The following is a 21,810-nucleotide window of genomic DNA, read 5'->3' as shown; positions in this document are numbered from 1 at the left end:
GACCTCGTCGAGTTAGATGCTGCTGTTTTTTTCTTTTTTTTTCCCGCAAACACGGGCCTCGATGTGCCGGGGGGGGATGTGGTCTACAACCTGGCCCTTTCCGCCCCGGGCCCTGGGGGGCCCCCCCCCCCCCCCCCCGCCGGGCCGGGGTCAGCGACCGGGGCGTCGCGCGGCGGCGGCGCCGGCCAGCCGGCTGAGCAGGTCGCCGGTGAGCGGCACTCCCGCGACGGCCGTGAGGGCGGCCGCCCAGCCGGCCACGAAGTAGTCCCAGCCGTCCACGGCGTGGGCGCCGGCGTGGGCGGCCTGGCGGAGGAAGGTGAGGTCGCCCCGGTAGTTGAGGTCCCACGCCACCGTGCCCGCCCCGAGCGGCGCCGTGTCGGTGAGCGGACTGCCGGGGGCGTCCTTGCCGAGACCGGTGGCGTTGACCACCAGCTCCGGGGCCGGCAGGTCCGCGAGCAGCGCGTCGCTGTCCGACGGGCTCCCCACGGTCACGTACGACAACCGCGACGCGTCGATGCCCGCCCGGCCGGCGACCTCGCGCAGCTCGGCCAGTGCCTCCGGCCGGGTGTCGGTGAACGTCACGCGGGCCGGCGGTTCGGGGCGGGCCGCGCCGTCGCCCGTCACGTCGAGGTGCAGGGTGAGCAGCAGGGCGGTGGCGGCGCCGCCCGCGCCGAGGCAGAGAACGCTCGGGCCGGTGGGGTCACCGGCCGGACGCCGTGGCAGCAGGGCCGGCAGGACGTGGCTCAGGGCCACCGGGTCGCGGGCGTACCCGCTGACGGCGCCGTCGGCCGTCGCGAGGGCGTTGACCTCGTGGGTGAGGCCGACGAGCGGGTCCGCGCGATCGAGGTCGGCCGCGCAGGCCCGGTACAGGGAGCTTGTGCGCGGTGACGACCGCGCCGTGCACCGCCGGGTTGTCCCGCATGGCGCGTACCAGCCGCCGGTACGTGGCGGCGGGGGTGTCCGGCGGCAGGTCGACGCCCCGCAGGGTCCACGGCTGCGCCAGCACGGCCGCCCAGCGGTCGAACACCGCGTGGACTCCGGACCCGCCGGTGTCGATCCCGACGAAGAGGATCAACGGCGGCCCCGACCAGGCCGCCACCTCGTCGAGCGTCAACACGTTCCGGTCCACTGGCGCCTCCAGCCGGTCGGGCGGTCTCACCGGTGACCGAGGTTAGCGCCCGCCCCCTGCCGGACGGCCGACACCAGGCGGCGGGTGAGCCACAACGGGGAGGTGATCGCGTTGCCGACCACCACGGCGTGCGCGCCCGCCGCGAACGCCAGCCCGACCTGCGCCGCGTCACGGTACCGCCCCTCGGCGAACACCGGCACCGCCACCGCGGCGGCGAGGTCGGCGACGAGCGCCAGGTCCGGCCCGTCGGCCGGCGGGCTCGCCGCCGTGTACCCGGACAGCGTGGTGGCGACCGCGTCCGCGCCGGCGGCGACGGCCGCGACGCCCTCCGCCACGGTGGAGACGTCGGCGAGCACCAGCGCGTCGGTGCGGCCCCGCAACGCGCGGACGGTGTCGGCGAACGTACGGCCGTCGGGGCGGGGCCGGTCGGTGGCGTCGACCGCCACGATCCGCGCCCCGGCCAGGGCCACCTCGACCGCGTGGGCGGCCGTCGGGGTGATGAAGACGTCCGCGTCGCCGTGCTTGTAGAGGCCGATCACGGGCACGTCCACGGCGGCCCGGACGGCGCGCACGTCGGCGGGGCCGTTCGCCCGGATCGCCACCGCGCCGCCGCGCACCACGGCGGCGGCCACCCGGGCCTGCACGTACGGGTCCCGCATCGGGTCGTCGGGGTCGTGGGGCAGTGGCTGGCAGGACACCACCAGCCCGCCGGCCAGGTCGTCGAGCACGCTCACCGGTAGGGGTCTCCTTGTCGCGTCGTCGTGAACGGGTGCGCCGCCGGCCGGGCGGCGCGGTCGGGTCCCGCCGTCATGCCTGCGCGGCCATGGCCATCCGGGCGGCACCGACGGCGACGGCGTCTCCGCCGAGGGCCGCGGCCCGCAGCGGCACCTCCGCCCAGGCCGGCGGCAGCTCGGCGGCGTACGCGGCCAGGGTGGTGGGCAGCATCGCCTCGGCCGCCCCGCCGGCCACGAGCACGACGGTCGGGTCGAGCAGGGCCACGAGCCCGGCGAGGGCGCCGCCGAGCGCCGCGCCGGCGCGGTCGAGCACCGTACGGGCCGCCTCCTCGCCGGCCGCCGCCCGCTCGGCGACCTCCCGGCCCTCGATGCGGGCACCGGTCCGTGCGGCGTACGCGGCGGCCAGCCCGGTGCCGGAGGCGATCGCCTCCAGGTGCCCGTACCGGCCGCAGCCGCAGCGCATTCGCTCGGCGCCGGGCGCCGGAAGGTGGGCGACGGCACCGGCCGCACCGCGGGCGCCGGTGTCGATCCGGCCGTCGCGGACGAGCGCCCCGCCGAGCCCGGTGCCGACCGCGACCAGCAGCACGTGCGCGCTGCCCCGGCCCGCGCCGGCCCAGCACTCGCCGAGCGCGGCGGCGTGCACGTCGTTGCCGACCCGCACCGGCCGGCCGAGCCGCCGGGCGAGCGCGTCGGCGACCGGGGTGCCGGCCCAGCCCGGAAGGCTGTCGGTCGCGTACCGGATGGCGCCGGTCGCCGGGTCGACGGTGCCCGCGGTGCCCACGCCGACCGGCCCGGCGCCCGCCGCGGGCAGCAGGTCCGTGGCGAGCCGCGCGGCCGTGTCCAGCACCGCCTCGGGCCCGGACGACGCCGGCGTGGGCGCCCGGCGCCGGTCGAGCACGGTGCCGTCCGGGCCGACCAGCGCGGCCACCGTCTTGGTGCCGCCGATGTCGAGGCCCACCACGGCCGCGCCGGTCATCCCTTGAGACCGGTGTGCGCGAGGCCCTCGACGAACTGCTTCTGCGCGATGACGAAGACCACGAGAACCGGCAGCGCGGTGAGGGACGCGGCGGCCAGCTGCACGTTCCACATCGGGCCGCCGTAGGCGTCCACGAACTGGGTGAGCGCCTGGGGCAGCGTGAACTTCTCCGGCGTGGAGAGGAACACGATCGGCTCCAGGTAGAGGTTCCAGCTGTGCAGGAACGTGAAGATCGCCACCGCCCCCAACGCGGGCCGGGACAGCGGCAGCGCGACCTTCCAGAACGTGGCGAAGCGGCCGAGCCCGTCGACGCGGGCCGCCTCCTCCAGCTCGCCGGGGAGGCTGATGAAGAACTGCCGCATGATGAACGTCGCCAGCACGCTCGGCGCGCCGAGGATGGGCACCAGGATGAGCGGCCAGTGGGTGTCGATCAGGCCCAGCTTGAAGAACATCTGGAACAGCGGCACGATCGTGACCTCGCTCGGGATGAGCAGGCCGGCGAGGACCACCAGGAAGAGCACGTTCTGGCCCCGGAACCGGATCCGGGCGAAGGCGTACCCGGACAGCGCGGACACCGCGAGCGTGCCGACGGTGACCACCAGGGCGATGTAGAGGCTGTTCAGGTACTGCCGGCCGAACGGCTGCAGCTCGAACACCCGCTGGTACGCGTCGAGCTGCGGGTGCGCCGGCAGCAGCTGCGGCGGGAAGGCGAAGATGTCCGCCACCGGCTTCAGCGACGAGGTGACCATCCACCAGGTGGGGAAGACGAACGGGATCGCCAGCACCAGCAGCACCCCGTAGAGCACCAGCTTGGCCCGGGGCGACAGGTTACGACTCATGGAAGACCCACCTCTTGCGCATCTGCCACTGCAGGACGGTGAGCGCGAGCACGATGCCGAACAGCAGGATCGACAGGGTCGCGCCGTAGCCGAAGTGATGGAACTGGAACGCCTGCTGGTACAGGTAGTAGACGAGCACGGTGGTGGAGGTGCCCGGCCCACCCTGCGTGAGCACCGCGATCTGGGCGAAGACCTGCAACGACCCGACCACCGTGATGATCGAGGTGAGCAGGATCGTCGGGCTGATCAGCGGCACGGTGATCCGCCAGAACTGCCGCATCCGGCTCGCGCCGTCGACCTCGGCGGCCTCGTACAGCTCGGCGGGGACGCCCTGGAGGGCCGCGAGGAACAGCACCATGTTCAGGCCGACGTTCTTGAACACCTGCACGATGATCACCGAGAACATCGCGGTGCCCTCGCCCCGCAACCAGTTCGGCCCGTCCACACCGATCGTGTCGAGCAGCCCGTTGACCCCGCCGTTGTCCTGCAGCAGGAAGCCCCAGACGATCGTCCAGGCCACCAGCGAGACGACCACCGGCGAGAAGAAGATGGTGCGGAAGACGATGGTGCCGCGCAGCCTCTGGTTGAGCAGGACGGCGAGCAGCAGTGCCAGGGCGAGGTTGAACACCACCAGGCCCACGGAGAACAGGCCGGTGGCCCGCAGCATCGACCCGAGGTTCGGGTCGTCGGCCAGCGCCGAGTAGTTGTCGGGGCCCACGAAGTCGAACGTGCCGGCGAGCACGTTCCACTCGTGCAGGCTGTACCAGACGACCAGCACGAGCGGCAGGAACACGAAGAGCAGGCTGCCGATCAGCTGCGGGGCGATGAACAGGTAGCCGGCGAGCTGGTCGCGGCGGCGGCTGGTCCACCACGGCCGCGGCGGGCGGGCCGCGGTGGGCGGGGCCTGCGCCCCGCCCACCCGGATGTCCGTCTGGGACATGGTCCGGCTGCCTTACTTCGCCAGCATCGGCTGGATCTTGGCGCAGACGCCGTCCAGGACGGCCTTCACGTCCGCGTCCGGCTTCCACAGCGGGTCGAGGCCGGCGCGTACCTGCTGGCTCAGTTCGGCCTGCCCGGCGTGGTTGGGCTTCACGACGCCGCTGGTGATGCCGTCGATGACGACCTTCTGCAGCTGCTCCGGCTTGAGCTTCGGGTTCGTCTTCGCGAGCGTCTCCGCGGTCAGCTGGGACTGCCGCGGCGGCGGGAAGAACTGGGCGAGCTTCGCCGAGTTGGTGGGGTTGCTGAGGAAGGCGAGGAAGTCCGCGGCCGCGTCCGCGTGCTTGCTCTTCTTCAGCACGCCGATGCCGGCCTGGCCGACCACGGCGTAGTTACCCTTCGGGCCGGCCGGCAGCGGGACCAGGTCCCAGGCGAAGCCGTTGTCCTTCAGCAGCGAAGCGCGGGAGATCTGGGTGATCGTCATGGCCGCGTCGCCGGCGAAGAAGTCGGCCGTGGTGCCCGGGCCGGGCAGCGCCTTGTCAGTGAAGATCGCCTTGTGGAGGGTGGTCATGGCGTCGACCATCTCCGGTGCCGCGAAGCCGCACGACTTCCCGTCCGCGCTCCACGCCTCGGCGCCCCAGCCCGTCCAGAAGGTGGACAGGTTGTCCCAGCCCTTGTAGTCGAAGTCGCGGATCACCAGGCCCGCCTTGCCGGTCGCCTTCTGGGTGGCGCTGGCGGCGGCGAGCGCCGCGTCCCACGTCCACTGCCCGGCGGCGATCAGCTCCGCCGGCGTCTTCTGCCCGGCCTTCTTGAGCATGTCGGTGTTCACGAAGACACCGAAGGGCGAGGTGGAGAAGGGGTACGCGTAGAGCTTCCCGCCGTCCTGCCACAGCTTGAGCGTGGCGGGGGAGAGGTCGTCGTACTGGTAGCCCTCGGCCTTCTTGAGCGTGTCGTCCAGCGGCAGCAGCGCGCCGGAGGCCACGAAGTCGGGGGCCGAGTTCTCGAAGATCCAGGCCAGGTCGGGGGCGTTGCCGCCGGCGATCTGGGTGGTCAGCGTCGTGGTGTAGGTGTCGAACGGCAGCGGGTCGAACGTGATGCCGCTGACGTCCGGGTGGTTCTGGCGGTACTCGTCGGCGATGTCGTTGAGCAGCTTCAGGTGCGCCTCGTTGGCCGACCACACCGTCATCCGGAGGTTGGCCGGGCCGTCACCGCCCTCGTCACCGCCGCCGCCGCAGGCGGACAGCGCCAGCACGCCGGCCAGCGCCGCCGCGCCGATCCGCAGTCCCTTTCCTCGTTTCACCATCATCTCCTCCGGGGGATTCAGTAGCCCGCGATCGCCGGCCAGCGCAGCTCCACGCCGGCCGACGAGATGCGGTCCTGGAAGTCGGCCAGCAGACGGGGGGTGCTGCGGACCGCGCGCGGGGACTCGCCCCGTGCCAGACAGAAGTCGGCGAGCAGGCCGGCGACCTCGCCGACGTTCCACTCGACCGGGTGCAGCCGGTAGCTGCCGTTGGTGATGTGCGTGGTGCCGATGTTCTTGCCGGCCGGCAGCAGGTTCTCCACACGCTGCGGGATCAGCGCGCCGAGCGGGATCTCGAACGGGCAGGAGCCCACGTCGATGTAGTTGTCGCCGCCGGTGGACGGGTGCAGGTCGATGCGGTACATGCCCACGCCGACCGCGTCCGGGTAGTTCACGGCGCCGTGCGCGCCGCGTACGGCGAGGGACAGGTCCTGCTCGACCACCGTGTACTCGGCCCGGATGCGGCGCGACTCGCGGATGTACGGGGCCTGCGCCAGCCCGTCCCGGCTGCCGGTCACGTCGCCACGCAGCCGCAGCCCGGGGAAGCCGGTGCCGCCGTCGGGCCGGGGCGCCTCGGTCTGGAGCCAGTACAGGACCGACAGCGACAGCTCCCGCGCCTTGGCCAGGTGCCAGGACGCGTTCGGCACGTCGATGACCGGACCCTCGAAGTAGTCGATCATCGGCCAGTTCACGAGGGTGATGTCGCTGCCGTACGAACCGCCGGTGAAGTTGCGCCGCGCGGCGATGCGCCGGAACGTCCACAGGTTGCCGTCGCCGGGGTTGAGCCGCTGGTCGGCGTTGACCGTGAGCGGGTCGTCGTCCGGGTTGGGGGTGAAGCTGCGCTCGACGATCTCCAGCGTGCGCGGGTGCGGGGAGCGCCAGGACAGCAGCCGGTCGCCCCAGAAGTCGGGCTTGTAGTCGCGCCAGAAGTCGTACGCGGCGGGCCGGTCGATCGTGTGGTCGCCGTCGACGTGGTCGATGGCGAAGCAGACCGAGACCGCCTGCATGTTCATGGGCTGCGCCTCGGCGGGCGCGCTGGGCTCGCCGGTCTGCGCCTGCGACTCGAACCCGGTCACGTACTCGGTGCCGGACAGTGGCAGCAGGTCGCCGGCCTCGGTGGCGTCCAGCACGTACGGGGCGGTGAGGTCGATCTGCTCGTCCCGGTCCCGGTGGGCCACGGTCACACCGACGACCCGGTCCCCGTCGGTGGCCACGGCCACGGGTCGGTACGGCTGGAGCACGGTGAGCCGGCCCGAGCCCCGGTACGGCGCGAGCATGCCCTCCAGCACGGCGACGGCCACCCGGGGCTCGTGGCAGAGGCGGCTGACCCAGCCGGCGCCCGGGTTGAGGTCGGTCCAGGCACGGGAGCGCTCGGTGAGCGGGTAGTGCCGGCGGTAGTAGTCCCGGATGCCGTTGCGCAGCGCCCGGTAGCTCGCGGTGGCGCCGAACTGCTCGATCCAGGAGTGCTCGTCCGGGGGGACGGCCTGGCTGGTGAGCTGCCCGCCGAGCCAGTCGAACTCCTCGGTGAGGATGACCGACCGGCCGGCGCGGGCCGCCGCGAGGGCCGCCGCGACGCCGCCCAGCCCGCCACCCACGACGAGGACGTCCGCACGCATCTGTACCACTTGCTTCCTTCCGGTTGCGCGGTCGCCGCTCAGGCGCGGTCGACCGCCGGTTCGGGGGCGCCGAGGGTGTCCCCCTCGACGAGCTCGCAGGGCAGCAGCCGCTGCTGGACGCCCGTGGCGCTGCCGTCGATGACGTGGGTGAGCACCTCCACCGACTGGCGACCCATCTCCTCGCGCGGGATGTGGAACCCGGTGAAGGTGAGATCGGTCGGGACGGGGGAGGTCGGATCGCCCAGCGTCACGAGCGACAGGTCGCCGGGCACGGAGAGCCCCCGGCGCCGGGCGGCCCGCTCCAGCGCCACGGCGGTGGCGAAGTCCTCCACGAAGGCGACCGTGGTCCGGTCGGCGAGAAGGTCGTCGAGGACCGCGTCGGCGTTCGCGGCGTCCGCCGGGCGGTGGCGGGCGCTCTCGGCGCCGTCGGCGCCGGCGACGTACCCGCGCTGCCGGTCCTCCGAGGACTCCGCCGTCATGCCCATGCTCAGGTACGTCATCCGGCGGTGGCCGTGCGCGCGGGCCCGCTCGACCAGCTTCGCCACGGCGGCGGCGTAGTCGGCGCCCACGTAGGGGACCGGGCCGCCGGCGTCGTCGCGACGGCCGACCGCCACGTACGGGTAGCCCTCCCGGTTGAGGCGGTGCAGCTCCTCGCCGTCGATCTCGCGACCCAGCAGGAGGCAGCCGTCGGCCAGGCGCAGCCGGTTGTCCTGGTGGAAGATGCGCCGCCGACCGTCGACCACGGGCGCGCTCGTGAACAGCAGCAGGTCGCACCCGACCCGTTCGGCGTACTCCTCGATGCCGAGCAGGAACGGGTGGAAGAAGTCGCGGCTGCCGCTGGGGAACGCGGGTTCGTAGGTGAACACGCCGATGATCCGGTTGAAGCGGGCGGCGAGCCGGCGGGCGACCGGGTCGGCCGCGTAGCCGGTCTCGGCGATCACGCGCAGCACGCGGTCCCGGGTCTCCGGGGCGATGCGGACGTCGGCGTCGGCCCGGTTGTTGAGCACCAGCGACACGGTGGCCTGGCTGACGCCGGCCAACCGGGCGATGTCACGCTGGGTGACGCGACGGGGGGTAGCGGTCACGGGGGGTCCTTCCCACGGCGCTAATACGCATTAGCGCTTGGTGTACGGAGGACTCTGGCCGCCCGACCCGGCCGGTGTCAAGAGGGTGAGCGCAGATTTCCGTCCGGTGAACCCGCAGGAGTAATGCGTATTAGCCGAATCGTGACCGACTGAGCGGTGGATCAGCCTCGCGTGCCGGCCGATTCGGCGGGCACCTCTTGACAGAGGCGCGCGGCGGCGCGCAACATTCGAGAAACACGGTTGCTAATACGTATTAGCGCGCCGGGACGGCACGGATGCCCGGCGTTCCCCACCGTGCCTGCCTCACCGAGCGTCACCACGCGTCCGGCCCCTCCAACCGGGCGCGACCCCGGAACCGTCCCCTGTCGCCCGTCCGGCGACGACCCGCGCCCGCGGGCCGGCGCCGACGGACCACCCCTCGGCCGTCCGCACCGGCCGGGCGAACCGATTCCGTCCCGAGAGGAAGACGCATGACGAGAGCCCTCGCACCGGCGCGCCGCGCCGCCGCCGCGGTCGGCGCCGGCCTGCTGGTCACCGCCGTGGCCGGCACCCCCGCGGTCGCCGCCGAGCCGGGGATCGACTTCCCCCAGTTCAGCTACGTCGGCACCGCGTTCGACAAGGCGGCCCTCGCGTACAACCCGACCAACGAGTTCATCTTCCCCAGCGTCATCCGGGCGGCCGACTACTTCCCGGACCCGCTCGGCACCTACTACCTGTACTACGCCCCGCACGAGCGTCCCGGCGGCATCGCCCTGGCCTACGCGGACTCGATCGACGGCCCCTGGACCGAGTACACGGGCAACCCGCTCGTCAGCAACACCTGGCTGCCGTACTACTCGACGGTCAGCCACGTCTCGTCGCCGCACGCCGTGTGGATCGAGGGCGAGCGCAAGCTCTTCCTCTACTACCACGGCGAGAACTCGATCACCCGGTACGCCACATCCGAGGACGGCATCCACTTCAGCTACGGCGGCACCGCGGTAAGCCGGGACGCCACCACGGGCGGCGAGACCTCGTACGCCCGGGTGTTCGAACAGGCGATCCCGCGGCTCGGCAGCCGCTACCTGATGGTGTTCATGGACAACCCGACGGCCGCGGCGCCCGGGCCGACCGGGCCGGTGTCCCGGCGGATCCGTTGGGCGGTCTCGCCGGACGCCCGCACCTGGACCATCCAGCCCGAACCGCTGGTGACCCCGCAGGGCGACGAGGGCCCGAACGCCTCCGGCCCGTTCTTCCTGCGCTGGCAGGACCGCAACCTGGTGATCTACCACGCGGCCGACGGCAACATGCACGCCGTGGACGTCGGCGAGAACTTCGACCAGGAGATCCACCTCGGGGTCGTCCACGACTCGATGACGGCCGCACCGGACCTGGGCCGCTCGGCCGCCCCGACGTTCTACTTCGACGGCCGCACCGCCCATATGTACTACGAGGCCGGCGGGCGGCTCACCGCGACGATCGGCCACGCCGTGGCGACCCTGCCCGAACCGGTGCCCACCCGGCAGCTCAATTGCACGGTGGACCGGCCGGTGCTCTGGCCGCCGAACCACGAAATGGTCGACGTCGCCGTGACTGTGGACCTGCCCGACGGGGTCCTCGGCCCGAACGCGTTCGCCCTGACGGGCGTGACCGGCGGTGACGCCGCGGACGTCAGCGACTTCACCACCGGAACCCCGGACACGGCCGGCCGGCTCCGCGCGGAACGGTCTGGCAACGGCGGGGACCGCGTCTACACCCTGACGTACGGCGGGCACGACGAGATCGGCCGGCCCGTCGGCTGCGCGGTGACCGTGACCGTGCCGCACGACCAGGGCGCCGCCTGACGCGACCGCCCACGGCGGTGACCGCCGCCCGAGCTCGCGGCCCCCACCCGGCACCGGTGGGGGCCGCGGCCCGGGCGGCTATTTCGGTTGCCCGCCACGGTCGAGCCTGGTCGACTGGGTGGGCACCGGCGACCGACGAGAGGAAACGGAAGATGCGCGCTGCGTTCATGTCCAACCACCTGGGAATGCTCACCTACCCGAAGGACATGACGCTCCGTGAAGACCCTCAACGTCGGGATCCTGGCGCATGTTGACGCCGGAAAGACCAGCCTGACCGAACGCCTGCTGCACACCGTCGGCGTCATCGACGAGATCGGCAGCGTGGACGACGGGACGACCCGCACCGACAGCCTCGCGCTGGAGCGGCAACGCGGCATCACGATCCGCTCGGCCGTCGTCTCGTTCGTGGTCGACGGCGTCGCGGTCAACCTCATCGACACGCCCGGCCACCCGGACTTCATCGCCGAGGTGGAGCGGGTCCTCGACCTGCTCGACGGCGTGGTGCTCGTGGTCTCCGCCGTCGAGGGCGTCCAGGCGCAGACCCGCGTGCTGATGCGCACCCTCCAGCGCCTGCGCCTGCCGACCGTCCTGTTCATCAACAAGATCGACCGGGCCGGCGCCGACCCCGACCGGGTGCTGCGCGAGATCGCCGACCGGCTCACGCCGGCGGTCCTGGCGACCGGCGTCGTACGGGCGGCCGGCACGGCGGCGGCCCACTTCCGGCCGCACCCCGACACCGACCCGGCGTACGCCGGACGGCTGCTCGACCTGCTCACGGTGCACGACGACGGGCTGCTCGCGGCGTACGTCGAGGATCCCGGCCGGCTCACCGGCCGGCGGCTGCGCGCCGCGCTCGCGGACCAGACCCGCCGGGCGGTGGCGCACCCGGTGATCGCCGGCTCGGCGATCACCGGCGCGGGCGTGGAGGCCCTGGTCGGCGCCCTGACCGGGCTGCTGCCGGTCGTCGAGCAGGGCGCGGACGGCGCGGCCTCGGGCACGGTCTTCAAGGTCGAGCGGGCCCCGTCCGGCGAGAAGGTCGCCTACGTGCGGATGTTCGGCGGCACGGTCCGGGTCCGCGACCGGCTGCCCGTCGGGGAGCGGATCGCCACGGTAACGGGGATCGACGTCTTCGACCGCGGCGCCACCGTACGCGCCGACGCCGTCGGCGCCGGACGGATCGCGTTGCTGCGCGGCCTCGGCGACGTCCGGATCGGCGACCCGGTGGGCGTCGCGCGGACGGGCGCCCCGGCCCGGCACTTCGCCCTGCCCAGCCTGGAGACCGTCGTGGTGCCCGGGCGGCGGTCGGACCAGGCGGCGCTGTACGCGGCGCTGAGCGAGCTGGCCGAGCAGGACCCGTTGATCAACGTGCGGCGGGACGCCGCCCGCCGGGAGGTCAGCGTCTCGCTCTACGGCGAGGTGCAGAAGGAGGTGATCGAGGCGACGCTCGCCGTCGAGTACGGGCTCGCGGTGACGTTCCGCGAGACGACGACCGTCCACGTGGAACGGGTGGTGGGAACGGGCGCCGCGGTCGAGCTGATCGGCGTGCCGCCGAACCCGTTCCTGGCGACCGTGGGGCTGCGGGTGTCGCCCGGCCACCCCGGCAGTGGGACGACGTTCCGGCTCGGCGTCGAACTCGGGTCGATGCCGCCCGCCTTCTTCACCGCGGTGGAGGAGACGGTCGCCGAGACGCTGCGTCAGGGCCTCCACGGCTGGCAGGTGCTCGACTGCGTCGTGACGATGACGCACTCGGGGTACTGGGCCCGGCAGAGCCATGCGCACGGCACGTTCGACAAGAGCATGTCGAGCACGGCCGGCGACTTCCGCAACCTGACCCCGCTCGTGCTCATGGCGGCGCTGCGGGAGGCCGGCACGCGGGTGGAGGAGCCGGTGCACCGGTTCCGGCTGGAGACGCCCGACGACGTCCTCGCCGCCGTGCTGCCGGTGCTCGCCCGGCTGGACGCGGTGCCGCACACGACGGTGACCCGGGCCGGGTCGGCCGTGGTGGAGGGGGTGGTGCCGGCGCGGCAGGTGCACGCCGTGGAGCGCCGGCTGCCCGGGCTGACCCGGGGCGAGGGGATCTTCGAGTCCACCTTCGACCACCACCGGCCGGTCCGGGGCGAGCCGCCCCGGCGCGCGCGGGGAGACCACAACCCGACCGACCGGAAGGAGTACCTGCTGGCGGTCAACCGACGGGTAACCCGCCGCGCCGACGGGTGAGGGCCGCCGGAGTCCCTCCCCGCCGGCGGCCCTCACTCCCCGGCGCTCGCTCCCCGGTGATCATGAAGTTATTGCCCGTACACACGGCGTGTCGCGGCAATAACTTCATGATCACCCGGGGCGCGGGGCGCGGGGCGCGGGGCGCGGGGCGCGGGACGCGGGACGCAGAGCTCTTGATCACCGGTCCACCGGCGCCCGCACCGGCGGACCGGCGCGGGCGCGGTGTCCTCAGGCCAGGTCGAGCTGGACCGTCGCGATCTCCCAGGCGCGCAGCGGCAGCCGGAGCCGACCGTCGGCGTCGACGGCCAGCGGTTCGCCGGGGCGGCCGAGCAGGTCGGCGCGGCGCGCGGCGCGTACCGGACGGCCCGCTCCGATGACCGCCATGGTCGCCGCCGGTGTCTCCGCGACGATCCGCACCTCGGTCCGGCCGTCCCGGGCCCGCACGCTGGTCAACGCCACGCCCGCACCGGTCACGGCCAGCCCGGTGACCGGCTGCGGCAGGGCGTCGGCCGGACCGGCCGCACCGGTGAACGCCAGCGGCTCGTGCCGGTAGGTCTCCGTCGCCTCGACCACGCCCGCGGTGTGCCAGTCGCCGCGGAACGGCAGCACCGCCATCTCGGCACTGCGCTGCCCCCGGCACTGCGCCTGCGGCGTCGGCAGCTGCGGGCCGGCGGGTTCGTCGCGCAGCGCGTGCCGGTTCCGGGACAGCATGCCGATCGACCGCAGCACGGTGATCGCCAGCTCCCGCCCGGAGTCGGTCAGCTCGTACTCGGTCGGCTGGGTCAGCAGCACGCCCAGGGACCCGTCCGGCCCGCCGGCGGCCACGAACCCCGACGCCGGGAACGTCGGCAGCGGCACCTCGCCGCCGCCGCCCTCCGCGGTGAGCCCGCGCTCGACGACCGCGAACTGCCCCTCGGCGTACGAGGCGGAGGCCGCTGACGGCAGCGGCAGGTGCAGCCGTACGCGGTGGTCGTCGCAGCGGTTGTCGAACTCGACGCGCAGCCGGACGAACCGCTCGCCGGCACGCAGCTCGACGCGGGTGGTGACCACGATCGTCTCCCGGTCCACGGCCCGCGAACCGGCGTCCACGTCGGCGGCCACCGGCCAGCGGTACTCGCGTACCACGTCGAGGACGGCCACCAGCGGACCCCGGTGGCGTGGTACGACCCGTACCGCGCGCGGCTTGTCGACCAGCTCGTCGGCGGCGGGCGGGGCGTAGTTGTAGCTGTCGCCCACGTCGCCGCCGTCGACGATCCGACCCACGCCCTCCACGCGGACGCCGTCCGGGGTGGCGAGCCGCAGCGTGCCGTCCTCGGCCACGTCGACCCGGAGCAGGCCGTTGTCGAGGACGCGGTCCTCGACCACGCGGGCCGCGTCGGCCGGTTCCGGCGCGGGCCCGGCGACCGGCCGCACCGCCGTGTGACCCAGCGCGGGCAGGTCCACCCGCGCCGCGACGGTCGCCCGGGGCGCGGCCACGATGCGGACCCGCCACCGGTCGGCGTGCCCGACGCGGGCCAGCGCCAGCCGGACGTCCTCCACGTCGAAGGCCGGATCGCCGTGGCGGGCCACCTCGAAGGTGAGGGTGGCGTCGGCCGGCGACACCGACCACCCGGTGACCTCCTGGCCGTACAGTTCGGTGCCGTGCACGCGGGTGAGCACCGCCGGCAGGTCGGCGGCGGGCACCACCTCGTCGGCGAGCAGCGTCCGGGCCCGGTCCAGGATCTGCGCGGGCACCGTCCGGCCGTCCGCGGTGGCCAGTGCCAGGTCGTCGCCGGGCACCTCCACGTCGAGGCGCACCAGGGCCGTACGCGGGGTCGGGCTCGGGTTGAACACCAGGTAAGCGTCGCGCGGCACGCCGGCGGCGAGCCGGGCGCCGACCAGGTCGCAGACCGCCCGGCCGAGCTGGTCGGCCTCGGCGAGGCGGGCGGCCACCTGTTCGGCCGTCTCGTCGCAGCCGCAGCCGGTGACCGAGTCGTGGCAGCTGGAGTCGATCAGCCGGCTCCAAGCCATGTCGAGGAAACGCTGCACCGAGGTGTCGTGGAACAGTGCGGCGAGCGGTTCGGCGTACCGTTCGACCCGCCGTTCGGCGCGGCCCATGGCCTGCTTGAGGTGGGCCCGCACCGAGATGACGCCGGGCAGGATGTTGGCCCGCGCGTGCGACCGCAGCTCGCCGCGCACGGTGGGGAGCCCGTCGACGCCGCCCGGCTGGGTGGCGAAGTACTCGGCGAGCGTGCCGAGCCGCAGCTCGACACCGTCGACGTCGGCGGCCGCCAGCAGGTCGGGCGCGTCGGGTGCGGGTGCCGCGTGGTCGGTGCCGTACATGGCGAGGACCGGCCCGGTCTCCCCGTCGGGCCGCCAGGCGGCGAGTTTCGCGGCCAGGTCGGTGGCGCGCCGGGTGACGAGGTCGGCGTCGTCCATGATCCCGGCCGCGTTGCCGTACCCGCCGGGCAGGTACTCGGTGCGGATCGTCGTGCCGTCCGGGGCCTGCCAGGCGAACGCGTGGGTCCGCACCCGCTCGGGTACGCCGCGGAACACGCAGGCGTGGGCGAGACCCGCGCCGGTGAGGATCTGCGGCATCTGCGCGATGTGGCCGAACATGTCGGGCAGGTAGCCGACCGGCATGGCCCCGCCCAGGTCGGCGCTGCGGGTCAGGCCGCGTTCCAGGTTGCGGACGATGTTCTCGCCGCTGCACAGGAACTCGTCGAGCAGGATCTGCCACGGGCCGACGGCCAGCCGCCCGGCGCGGACGAGGCCGACCACCTGCTCTCGTCGCTCGGGGCGGACCTCGAGGTAGTCGTCGACCGCGGCGAGCTGCCCGTCGAGGGTGAACCGTTGCCGCTCGTCGTGCGCCATCCGCTCGAACACGTCGTCGAGCAGCGCCACGAGGCGCAACCGGAACCGCTGGAACGGCTCGTACCACTCGCGGTCCCAGTGGGTGTGCGGCACCACGATGATCTCGGTCGGTTGCGTCATGAGTTCGCCGCCTCTCCGGCGATCGCCGCCCCGGTCAGCTCACCGTAGCGGCGCACCACCTGTTGACTGGTCCGTACGTCGGCCGCGCCCTCGGCGATGCCGGTGAGCGGGGCCGTGCCCGCGGTGACCATCGCGTGGAACGCGACCAGCTCCTGCTCGAACGCCTCGGTCACGGACCGGAACACCGCCCGCCGCTCGCCGCCGCCGTGCGCGTCGACCACGGTGAGCGCGGTCGGCGCGTTGAGCAGGTACGGCGACGGGAACACCAGCTCCAGCGAGCCGTACGCGTGGTGCAGGGTCACGATCTCCCGGTAGGCCGGGTAGTGCGGCAGGTTGAGCCAGCGGATGCCGTACCGGCCGCCGCCGGGCAGCCGCCCGCTGATGTCCACCGACGGTTCGGGTGGGCCGTCGGGGCGTACGGGCCAGGTGGCGACGTGCTCGACGGTGGCCGGTGCGCCGGTGAGGAGCCGCAGCAGGGACAGGTCGTGGCAGATGCTGTTGATCAGGATCTGGTAGAGGGTGCGGGCGCCGGGGTCGGCGCCGACCGCCGCGTCGAGCAGAGCGGCGTCGCCCGCCCGCAGCCGGGCGGCCTCGTCGGCCGGCACGTCCACGGGGGCCGCCGGCAGGTTGGCGAAGGCCAGTTGCCGGTCGCTGCCCGAGTGCAGCACGGTCACCTCGACCGCGTGGACCCGCTCCGGCCCGCCGAGGTCGTCGAGCAGCCGGGCCGCCTCGGCGACCGCCGGGTCGTACTGCTTCATGTAGCCGACCATCAGCGCGGGCGCACCGCCGGCCAGGTCGGCCAGCCGGTCCGCCTCGGCGCGGGTGTAGGCGAGCGGCTTCTCGCACAGCACCGGCAGGCCGGCGCGCAGGGCCTGCGCGGCCAGGTCGCCGTGGGAGCCGGAGGTCGCGAGCAGCACCGCGTCGTACCCGCCGTCGGCGAGCATGGCCGACGCGTCGGTGTACCGGCGGGCGGGCTCCACTCCGTACCGGCCGCCCAGCTCGCCGGCCCGGGTGGGGGAGAGGTCGCTGAGGGCGACGACCTCGAACAGGTCGCCGCGGCGTTGCAGCAGCGGCAGGTGCACCGTACGGCTGATGACACCCAGCCCGGCCACCGCGATCCGGATGCGCTTGCCCGCCTCGGTCATCGCCGTACCCCGTCGAGCCAGCGGCGGTTGGCGGCCTGGTCGGCGCGGGTGCGGTCGAGGTCGCGGCCCCGCGCCGGCGCGTCCTGTTCGATGACCAGCCAGCCGGTGTAGCCGGTCTCGTCCAGGGCGGCGAGGACGGCCGGGAAGTCGACGTCGCCGGCGCCCAGGGGGCAGAACCCGCCGGCGGCCACCACGTCCGTGAGCCCGCCGCCGGCCGCCCGGACGCGTTCGTGGATCGCGAGGTCGGCGTCCTTGAGGTGGACCTGGCCGATCCGCCCGGCCCAGCGACGGGCGGCCGACACCGGGTCGCCGCCGGCCAGCAGGAGGTGCCCGGTGTCCAGGCACACGGCGATGTCGGTGAGGTCGAGCAGCCGATCGGCCTCCGCCTCGCTCTCGACGACGGTGCCGAGGTGGTAGTGGAAGACGGGTTCCAGGCCGCGCTCGCGGCAGCGGTCGGCGGCCCGCTGGACGCGGGCGGCGAAGCCGGGCCAGGCGTCGGCCGGCAGTCCGGAGCCGGGGTCGCGGGGGACGCCCGGCCGGGCCATCCGGGCCGGGTCGCCGGGGCAGGCGAGCGTCGGCCGGGGCGCGAAGCGGGGGTCGTCGACGGGCACGGCGGTGAACGCGTCGAGCGCCGCGTCGAGCCCCGCGAGGTCGGCCGCGAAACCGCCCGGGTCGTCGTAGCGCAGGTCGACCCAGCCGCCGGCGAGCCCGAGACCCGCCGCGGACAGGCGACGGGCCAGGGTCTCGCCGGTGCCGAGGTAGCCGATCGGCCCGGAGTCGATGCCGTCGTACCCGTCCCGGGCCAGGGACGCCAGCAGATCCTCGGCGCCGAACTCCGGTTCGTCGGGCTGGTAGATGCCGTGGTTGACGGGTGCGCCCGCCACACGGGTGCGTCCGGTCAGCTGCACAGTGCGATCACCTCCATGCGGTGGGACTCCAGGACGTGCAGGCCGTCGCCGGCGGGGAACCGGCATCGGTCGCCGCGGACCACGCGGTGGCGACCGTCGGGGTAGCCGAGCAGCGCGCCGTCCGCGTCGAGGGCCAGCAGGTCGTCGCCGAGGCGGAGCAGCAGCGGCGCGTCCGGGCCGGCCGACACGGCGGTACGGCCGGCGCGCAGCGCGTCCAGCACCGCGGCCTCGACCGGCCGGTCGGTGTCGGCCAGCACCCAGGTCGTGGGCGAGCCGGGCGGTGCGTCGTCGCCGGGCCGGTGGAAGTCGCTGCCGCCCACCGGCACCACGTCCGGACGCCAGGCGCGGGCCCACGCGAGGGGCGCGCCCCAGGTGCGGTCCCACCAGCCGGAGTGCCACACCTCGGCCAGGCGGGTGCGGGTGGTGAGCGGTTGGCGCCAGGCGCAGTCGCCGCCGAGCGGGTGGTTGACCGACATCAGACCGCCGGCCCGTTCCGCCGTGGCGAGCCACTCGTCGGGAGGCTCGCGGAAGTCGACCCAGCCGACCGGGCCGAACACGTTGGCGTGGCCGCGGTCGGTGGTGACCTCCTGCCCGGGCACGAGGGCCGTGCCGTAGCGCGCCGACGCGGCGGGCAGCCACGGGTGGTGGCTCACGGTGTTGTGGTCGGTGACGGCCAGGAAGTCCAGCCCCCGGCCGGCCGCGAGGGCGGCCAGCTCGTCGATGGTGCTCGCGCCATCGCTGTGGACGGTGTGCGCGTGGAGGTCACCGGCGAGCCACAGCCGGCCGTCCAGGCCGGGCAGCGCGCGGCGGGGCGGCCGTTCCGGGCGGGGTGGGGCCGCCGGCGCCGGTGGCGCGGGCGGCGCGGTGGTGGCGGTCGTGGCGGTCACCTCGTACGGGAGCCCGTCGGGCGGGATCCGGTGCAGCCGCAGCAGCACCTGCCACTCGCCGGGTTCGAGCTCGCCCGGAAGGTAGCCGGGAGTCGCCCAGTCGGCGGTGATCGTGTACTCCTCGCGGGCGCCCCCGCACCAGCCGCGGAAGCCGTCGGGGCCCAGGCAGCCGAGGTCGAGCACCCCGGCCTCACGCGGGTACGCGAGCCGCACGGTGAGCGCGGCGGTGCCCGGCGGCACGGTGACCGGGACGGTGCGCAGGACGGCGTCGGCGCGGTCGGCGAGCGTCCACCGGCCCCGGTGCGCGGTCACGGTCACTGCTCCGCGGCGGCCGCGGCGCGGGCGGCGGGCACGGCCGGGGCCGCGGCGGGGCTGACGAGTTCCCCGTCCCGGTAGAGCAGGGACCGGCCGGGCCGGGGCATCACCCACCCGCTGTCGCCGGGCTGCGGCTCCCGCCCCTCGGGCACCACGACCTGGATGGTGGCGGCGTCGCCGTCGCCGGTCAGGTCGAGGGAGACGAGCGAGAAGCTGCCCAGATTCTCGACGACGACGACCTGCCCGTGCAGGGCGTCCGGTGCCGCCTCGGCGGTGTAGTCGAGGTACTCGGGCCGTACGCCGTAGACGAGCTTCTCGCCGTCCGTCACGGGGGTGTCGTCCGGCACCGGCAGCGGCGCGCCGGCCACCACGAGGCGGCCGTCGCGTACCTCGGCGTCGACGAGGTTCATGGGGGTGGACCCGATGAATCCGGCCACGAACGTGTTGGCCGGGCGGCGGAACACCTCGGTGGGGGTGCCGACCTGCCGGATCCGGCCGCCCTCCATGACGGCGATCCGGTCGGCGAGCGCGAGCGCCTCGGCCTGGTCGTGGGTGACGAACACGGTGGTGACGCCGAGTTCGCGTTGCAGCCGCTTGAGGAAGGTGCGGGCCTCCAGGCGGAGCCGGGCGTCCAGGTTGGACAGCGGCTCGTCGAGCAGGAAGACCTGCGGGTGGCAGGCCATCGCGCGGGCGAGCGCGACCCGCTGCTGCTGGCCGCCGGACAGCTGGCCGGGCCGGCGGTCGAGCAGCGCGGACAGGCCCAGCTCGTCGGCGGTCTCCGCGGCCTTCTCGCCGCGGGCGCGGCGGTCGACCTTCTTGATGCGAAGCGGGTAGGCGATGTTCTCCCGCACGGTCATGTGCGGGAAGAGCGCGTAGTCCTGGAAGACCATGGCCACGTCGCGCTTGCCCGGTGGCAGCTGGGTCACGGCGCGGTCGCCGATGTGCACGCTGCCGCCGGAGGCGAGTTCCAGGCCGGCGATGGTGCGCAGCAGGGTGGTCTTGCCGCAGCCGGACGGGCCGAGCAGGGCGAAGAACTCGCCGTCGGTGATCTCCAGGTCGAGGGCGTCCAGGGCGCGTACCCCGTTGGGGTAGACCTTGGTCAGCGCGCGCATGGTGATGGCGGACATCAGCGCTTGATCCCTCCGTGGAAGCGGAATCCGTACCGGCTGCTGACGAAGACGAACATGAGCGCCACCGGCAGCGAGTAGAGCAGGGAGAACGTGGAGAGCAGGCGCAGGTCGGCCTGGCCGCCCTCGGTGTAGAGCGTGTACATGATCACCGCGGCGGGAGCCTTCTCCGGCCCACGCAGCAGCAGGAACGGCACCAGGAAGTTGCCCCAGACGTTGGCCACCGCCCACACCCCGACCGTGGCCAGGCCCGGACGGACGAGGGGCACCACGATGTGCCGCACGATCTGCAACGGGCTGGCGCCGAAGACCCGTGCGGACTCCTCGTAGGACGTCGGGGTGCCGTCCATGAAGTCCTTGAGGATGAAGATGGCCGCCGGCAGGAGGCCGCCGCTGAGGATCAGGATGACGCCGAGCCGGGAGTCGATCAGGTTGAGCCGGAAGGCCAGCTCGAACAGGGGCACCATGGTGGCCGTGCCGGTGACGATGCTGGAGAGCAGCAGCAGGCCGTAGAGCAGGGCGTCCCGCCCGGGCACCCGCACCCGGCTCAGGGCGTACGCGGCCAGCGCCGCGAACGTCACCACCAGCGCGGCGGTGCCGGCGGCCAGGTAGACCGAGTTGAGCAGGGAACTGAGCGCGTACGGGTTGTCCAGCAGGGCCCGGAAGTTGTCGAGGGTGAACTGTGGCAGCGACGCGGTGATGGTGGGCGTGTCGTCGAACGGGGCGGTGGCCAGCCAGAGCAGCGGCAGCGCGAAGAACCCGAGGACGGCGCAGAGGAAGACGTAGCGCCCGATGCGGGCGAGCACGTGGCGGACGGCGATGCCGGATGCCTCGGCGGCCGGCGCGTCGCGGCGCGGCGCGGGTGCGGTGCTGGTCGCGGTGCTCACACCTTCTCCTTCCGCCGGCCCAGCATGCGCAGGTAGACCAGGGCGATGACCAGGTTGATCAGGAGCATCACGAACGAGATGGCGGCGCCGAAGCCCAGTTCGCCGCCGGAGAGCGCCACCTTGTAGACGTAGACCGGCAGGATCTCCGACCGCTGCTCGGGGCCGCCCGCGGTGATGAGGAACGGCGCGAAGTCGTTGAACGTCCAGAGGCTGATCAGCAGCAGGTTGGTGAGCACGTGGCCGCGGATGCGGGGGAACACCACGTCGCGCAGCTGCTGCCAGGTGGAGGCGCCGGCCAGCCGGGCGGTCTCCAGGTGCGAGCGGGGGACGTTCTCCAGCGCGGCGGCGTACAGCATCATCGAGAACGCGGTGCCGCGCCAGGTGTTGAACACGATGATCGACAGCATCGGGTGGTCGAGCAGCCACGCGGTGCCGGGGATGCCGAGCAGCGTGTTGAGCGTGCCGCCGTCGCGGTCGAGCAGGGCGATCCACAGGAAGGCGACCACCGAGCTGGGCAGGATCCAGGAGAGCAGGACGAACCCCTCGACCACCCGGCGCAGCGGCCCGCGGCGGTCGCGCAGCGCGTACGCGATGGCGAAACCGAGACCGGCCTGGCCGATGACCGCCGAGCCGAGCACGAACTGCAGCGTGAGCAGCAGCGAGGTGCGGAAGCGCTCGTCACCCAGCGCGCGGGTGTAGTTGTCCAGGCCGACGATCTCCGGGTTGGCCGCGGCCAGGCCGGTGAGCCGGTAGTTCGTGACGCCCAGGTAGATCGTCCAGGCGGCCGGGACGACGAGGAAGAACAGGATGAGCACCAGGCTCGGCACGAGGAACCCGGTGGCCCGGAGCCGGCCGAGGCCCGCGGCGTCGGGGGCCGGGGAGGCGCCCGTTTCCGAGCGCCTCCCCGTCACCG

18 protein-coding genes are annotated in these 21,810 nt (G+C 73.9%); 3 read left to right on the top strand and 15 right to left on the bottom strand.

Annotated features, from left to right (window positions below; genetic code table 11):
- Nucleotides 1-150: 150 nt before the first annotated feature.
- On the bottom strand, nt 151-753 hold the full coding sequence (locus D7193_RS30750) for a hypothetical protein (RefSeq protein WP_120783162.1): 603 nt from the start codon (nt 751-753) through the stop codon (nt 151-153).
- A 167-nt stretch (nt 754-920) separates the two neighbouring features.
- On the opposite strand from D7193_RS30750, the gene D7193_RS30745 reads away from it, so the two are divergent.
- The gene (locus D7193_RS30745) at nt 921-1,175 is read left to right on the top strand and encodes a hypothetical protein (protein ID WP_120783161.1); all 255 of its coding nucleotides are present in this window, start codon (nt 921-923) and stop codon (nt 1,173-1,175) included.
- Here D7193_RS30745 and D7193_RS30740 read toward each other — a convergent pair.
- The 7 genes from D7193_RS30740 to D7193_RS30710 form a co-directional block, all read right to left on the bottom strand.
- Nucleotides 1,156-1,863, bottom strand: a complete 708-nt coding sequence (locus tag D7193_RS30740) for an N-acetylmannosamine-6-phosphate 2-epimerase (RefSeq protein ID WP_120783160.1) — start codon at nt 1,861-1,863, stop codon at nt 1,156-1,158. The two genes, D7193_RS30745 and D7193_RS30740, sit on opposite strands and share 20 nt — an antisense overlap.
- A gap of 73 nt (nt 1,864-1,936) precedes the next feature.
- Nucleotides 1,937-2,839, bottom strand: coding sequence for an ROK family protein (locus tag D7193_RS30735; RefSeq protein ID WP_120783159.1), 903 nt, complete (start codon nt 2,837-2,839; stop codon nt 1,937-1,939).
- A complete protein-coding gene (locus D7193_RS30730) occupies nt 2,836-3,678 on the bottom strand; it encodes a carbohydrate ABC transporter permease (RefSeq protein ID WP_120783158.1) in 843 nt (280 codons plus the stop codon). Before D7193_RS30730 ends, D7193_RS30735 begins: the two co-directional genes overlap by 4 nt.
- Nucleotides 3,668-4,618 (bottom strand): carbohydrate ABC transporter permease, encoded by a 951-nt coding sequence (locus D7193_RS30725; RefSeq protein ID WP_120783157.1) that lies wholly within the window; start codon nt 4,616-4,618, stop codon nt 3,668-3,670. The genes D7193_RS30730 and D7193_RS30725 overlap by 11 nt, the downstream gene beginning before the upstream one ends.
- 12 nt (nt 4,619-4,630) lie before the next feature.
- Nucleotides 4,631-5,914 carry an ABC transporter substrate-binding protein gene (locus D7193_RS30720; protein ID WP_120783177.1) on the bottom strand — a complete coding sequence of 428 codons (1,284 nt, stop codon included), beginning with the start codon at nt 5,912-5,914 and terminating at the stop codon, nt 4,631-4,633.
- A 20-nt stretch (nt 5,915-5,934) separates the two neighbouring features.
- A complete protein-coding gene (locus D7193_RS30715; RefSeq protein ID WP_120783156.1) occupies nt 5,935-7,530 on the bottom strand; it encodes an FAD-dependent oxidoreductase in 1,596 nt (531 codons plus the stop codon).
- A 38-nt stretch (nt 7,531-7,568) separates the two neighbouring features.
- Nucleotides 7,569-8,615 carry a LacI family DNA-binding transcriptional regulator gene (locus D7193_RS30710; protein ID WP_120783155.1) on the bottom strand — a complete coding sequence of 349 codons (1,047 nt, stop codon included), beginning with the start codon at nt 8,613-8,615 and terminating at the stop codon, nt 7,569-7,571.
- A 470-nt stretch (nt 8,616-9,085) separates the two neighbouring features.
- On the opposite strand from D7193_RS30710, the gene D7193_RS30705 reads away from it, so the two are divergent.
- Both D7193_RS30705 and D7193_RS30700 read left to right on the top strand, forming a co-directional pair.
- Nucleotides 9,086-10,438, top strand: coding sequence for a glycoside hydrolase family protein (locus D7193_RS30705; protein WP_187356274.1), 1,353 nt, complete (start codon nt 9,086-9,088; stop codon nt 10,436-10,438).
- A 216-nt stretch (nt 10,439-10,654) separates the two neighbouring features.
- Complete coding sequence (locus tag D7193_RS30700; protein WP_120783154.1) at nt 10,655-12,655, top strand: elongation factor G; 2,001 nt, start codon at nt 10,655-10,657, stop codon at nt 12,653-12,655.
- Between the two features lie 228 nt (nt 12,656-12,883).
- Here D7193_RS30700 and D7193_RS30695 read toward each other — a convergent pair whose 3' ends face one another.
- The 7 genes from D7193_RS30695 to D7193_RS30665 are packed head-to-tail and all read right to left on the bottom strand — an operon-like array spanning nt 12,884 to nt 21,808.
- Nucleotides 12,884-15,628: a glycoside hydrolase family 38 N-terminal domain-containing protein gene (locus tag D7193_RS30695; RefSeq protein WP_120783153.1), complete on the bottom strand. Its 2,745-nt coding sequence runs from the start codon at nt 15,626-15,628 to the stop codon at nt 12,884-12,886.
- Nucleotides 15,625-16,773 (bottom strand): Gfo/Idh/MocA family protein, encoded by a 1,149-nt coding sequence (locus D7193_RS30690; protein WP_120783152.1) that lies wholly within the window; start codon nt 16,771-16,773, stop codon nt 15,625-15,627. The genes D7193_RS30695 and D7193_RS30690 overlap by 4 nt, the downstream gene beginning before the upstream one ends.
- A complete protein-coding gene (locus D7193_RS30685; RefSeq protein ID WP_206612031.1) occupies nt 16,770-17,681 on the bottom strand; it encodes a sugar phosphate isomerase/epimerase family protein in 912 nt (303 codons plus the stop codon). The genes D7193_RS30690 and D7193_RS30685 overlap by 4 nt, the downstream gene beginning before the upstream one ends.
- Nucleotides 17,672-18,880: a CehA/McbA family metallohydrolase gene (locus D7193_RS30680; RefSeq protein WP_206612030.1), complete on the bottom strand. Its 1,209-nt coding sequence runs from the start codon at nt 18,878-18,880 to the stop codon at nt 17,672-17,674. The genes D7193_RS30685 and D7193_RS30680 overlap by 10 nt, the downstream gene beginning before the upstream one ends.
- A gap of 2 nt (nt 18,881-18,882) precedes the next feature.
- Complete coding sequence (locus tag D7193_RS30675; protein WP_120783149.1) at nt 18,883-20,010, bottom strand: ABC transporter ATP-binding protein; 1,128 nt, start codon at nt 20,008-20,010, stop codon at nt 18,883-18,885.
- Entirely contained in the window at nt 20,010-20,897 is an 888-nt protein-coding gene (locus D7193_RS30670; RefSeq protein ID WP_206612029.1) for a carbohydrate ABC transporter permease, read from the bottom strand. Before D7193_RS30670 ends, D7193_RS30675 begins: the two co-directional genes overlap by 1 nt.
- A complete protein-coding gene (locus D7193_RS30665; RefSeq protein WP_174242779.1) occupies nt 20,894-21,808 on the bottom strand; it encodes a carbohydrate ABC transporter permease in 915 nt (304 codons plus the stop codon). Before D7193_RS30665 ends, D7193_RS30670 begins: the two co-directional genes overlap by 4 nt.
- Nucleotides 21,809-21,810: the final 2 nt, after the last annotated feature.

The sequence above is a fragment of the Micromonospora costi genome, from assembly GCF_003626655.1.
Taxonomy (GTDB): Bacteria; Actinomycetota; Actinomycetes; order Mycobacteriales; family Micromonosporaceae; genus Micromonospora; species Micromonospora costi.
This window is presented reverse-complemented; position numbering and strand designations above follow the sequence as displayed.

Coding starts and splice junctions, on each gene's coding strand:
- D7193_RS30745 (WP_120783161.1), top strand. CDS start 921: ATGGCGCGTACCAGCCGCCGGTACGTGGCGGCGGGGGTGTCCGGCGGC.
- D7193_RS30735 (WP_120783159.1), bottom strand. CDS start 2,839: ATGACCGGCGCGGCCGTGGTGGGCCTCGACATCGGCGGCACCAAGACG.
- D7193_RS30730 (WP_120783158.1), bottom strand. CDS start 3,678: ATGAGTCGTAACCTGTCGCCCCGGGCCAAGCTGGTGCTCTACGGGGTG.
- D7193_RS30725 (WP_120783157.1), bottom strand. CDS start 4,618: ATGTCCCAGACGGACATCCGGGTGGGCGGGGCGCAGGCCCCGCCCACC.
- D7193_RS30715 (WP_120783156.1), bottom strand. CDS start 7,530: ATGCGTGCGGACGTCCTCGTCGTGGGTGGCGGGCTGGGCGGCGTCGCG.
- D7193_RS30705 (WP_187356274.1), top strand. CDS start 9,086: ATGACGAGAGCCCTCGCACCGGCGCGCCGCGCCGCCGCCGCGGTCGGC.
- D7193_RS30695 (WP_120783153.1), bottom strand. CDS start 15,628: ATGACGCAACCGACCGAGATCATCGTGGTGCCGCACACCCACTGGGAC.
- D7193_RS30690 (WP_120783152.1), bottom strand. CDS start 16,773: ATGACCGAGGCGGGCAAGCGCATCCGGATCGCGGTGGCCGGGCTGGGT.
- D7193_RS30675 (WP_120783149.1), bottom strand. CDS start 20,010: ATGTCCGCCATCACCATGCGCGCGCTGACCAAGGTCTACCCCAACGGG.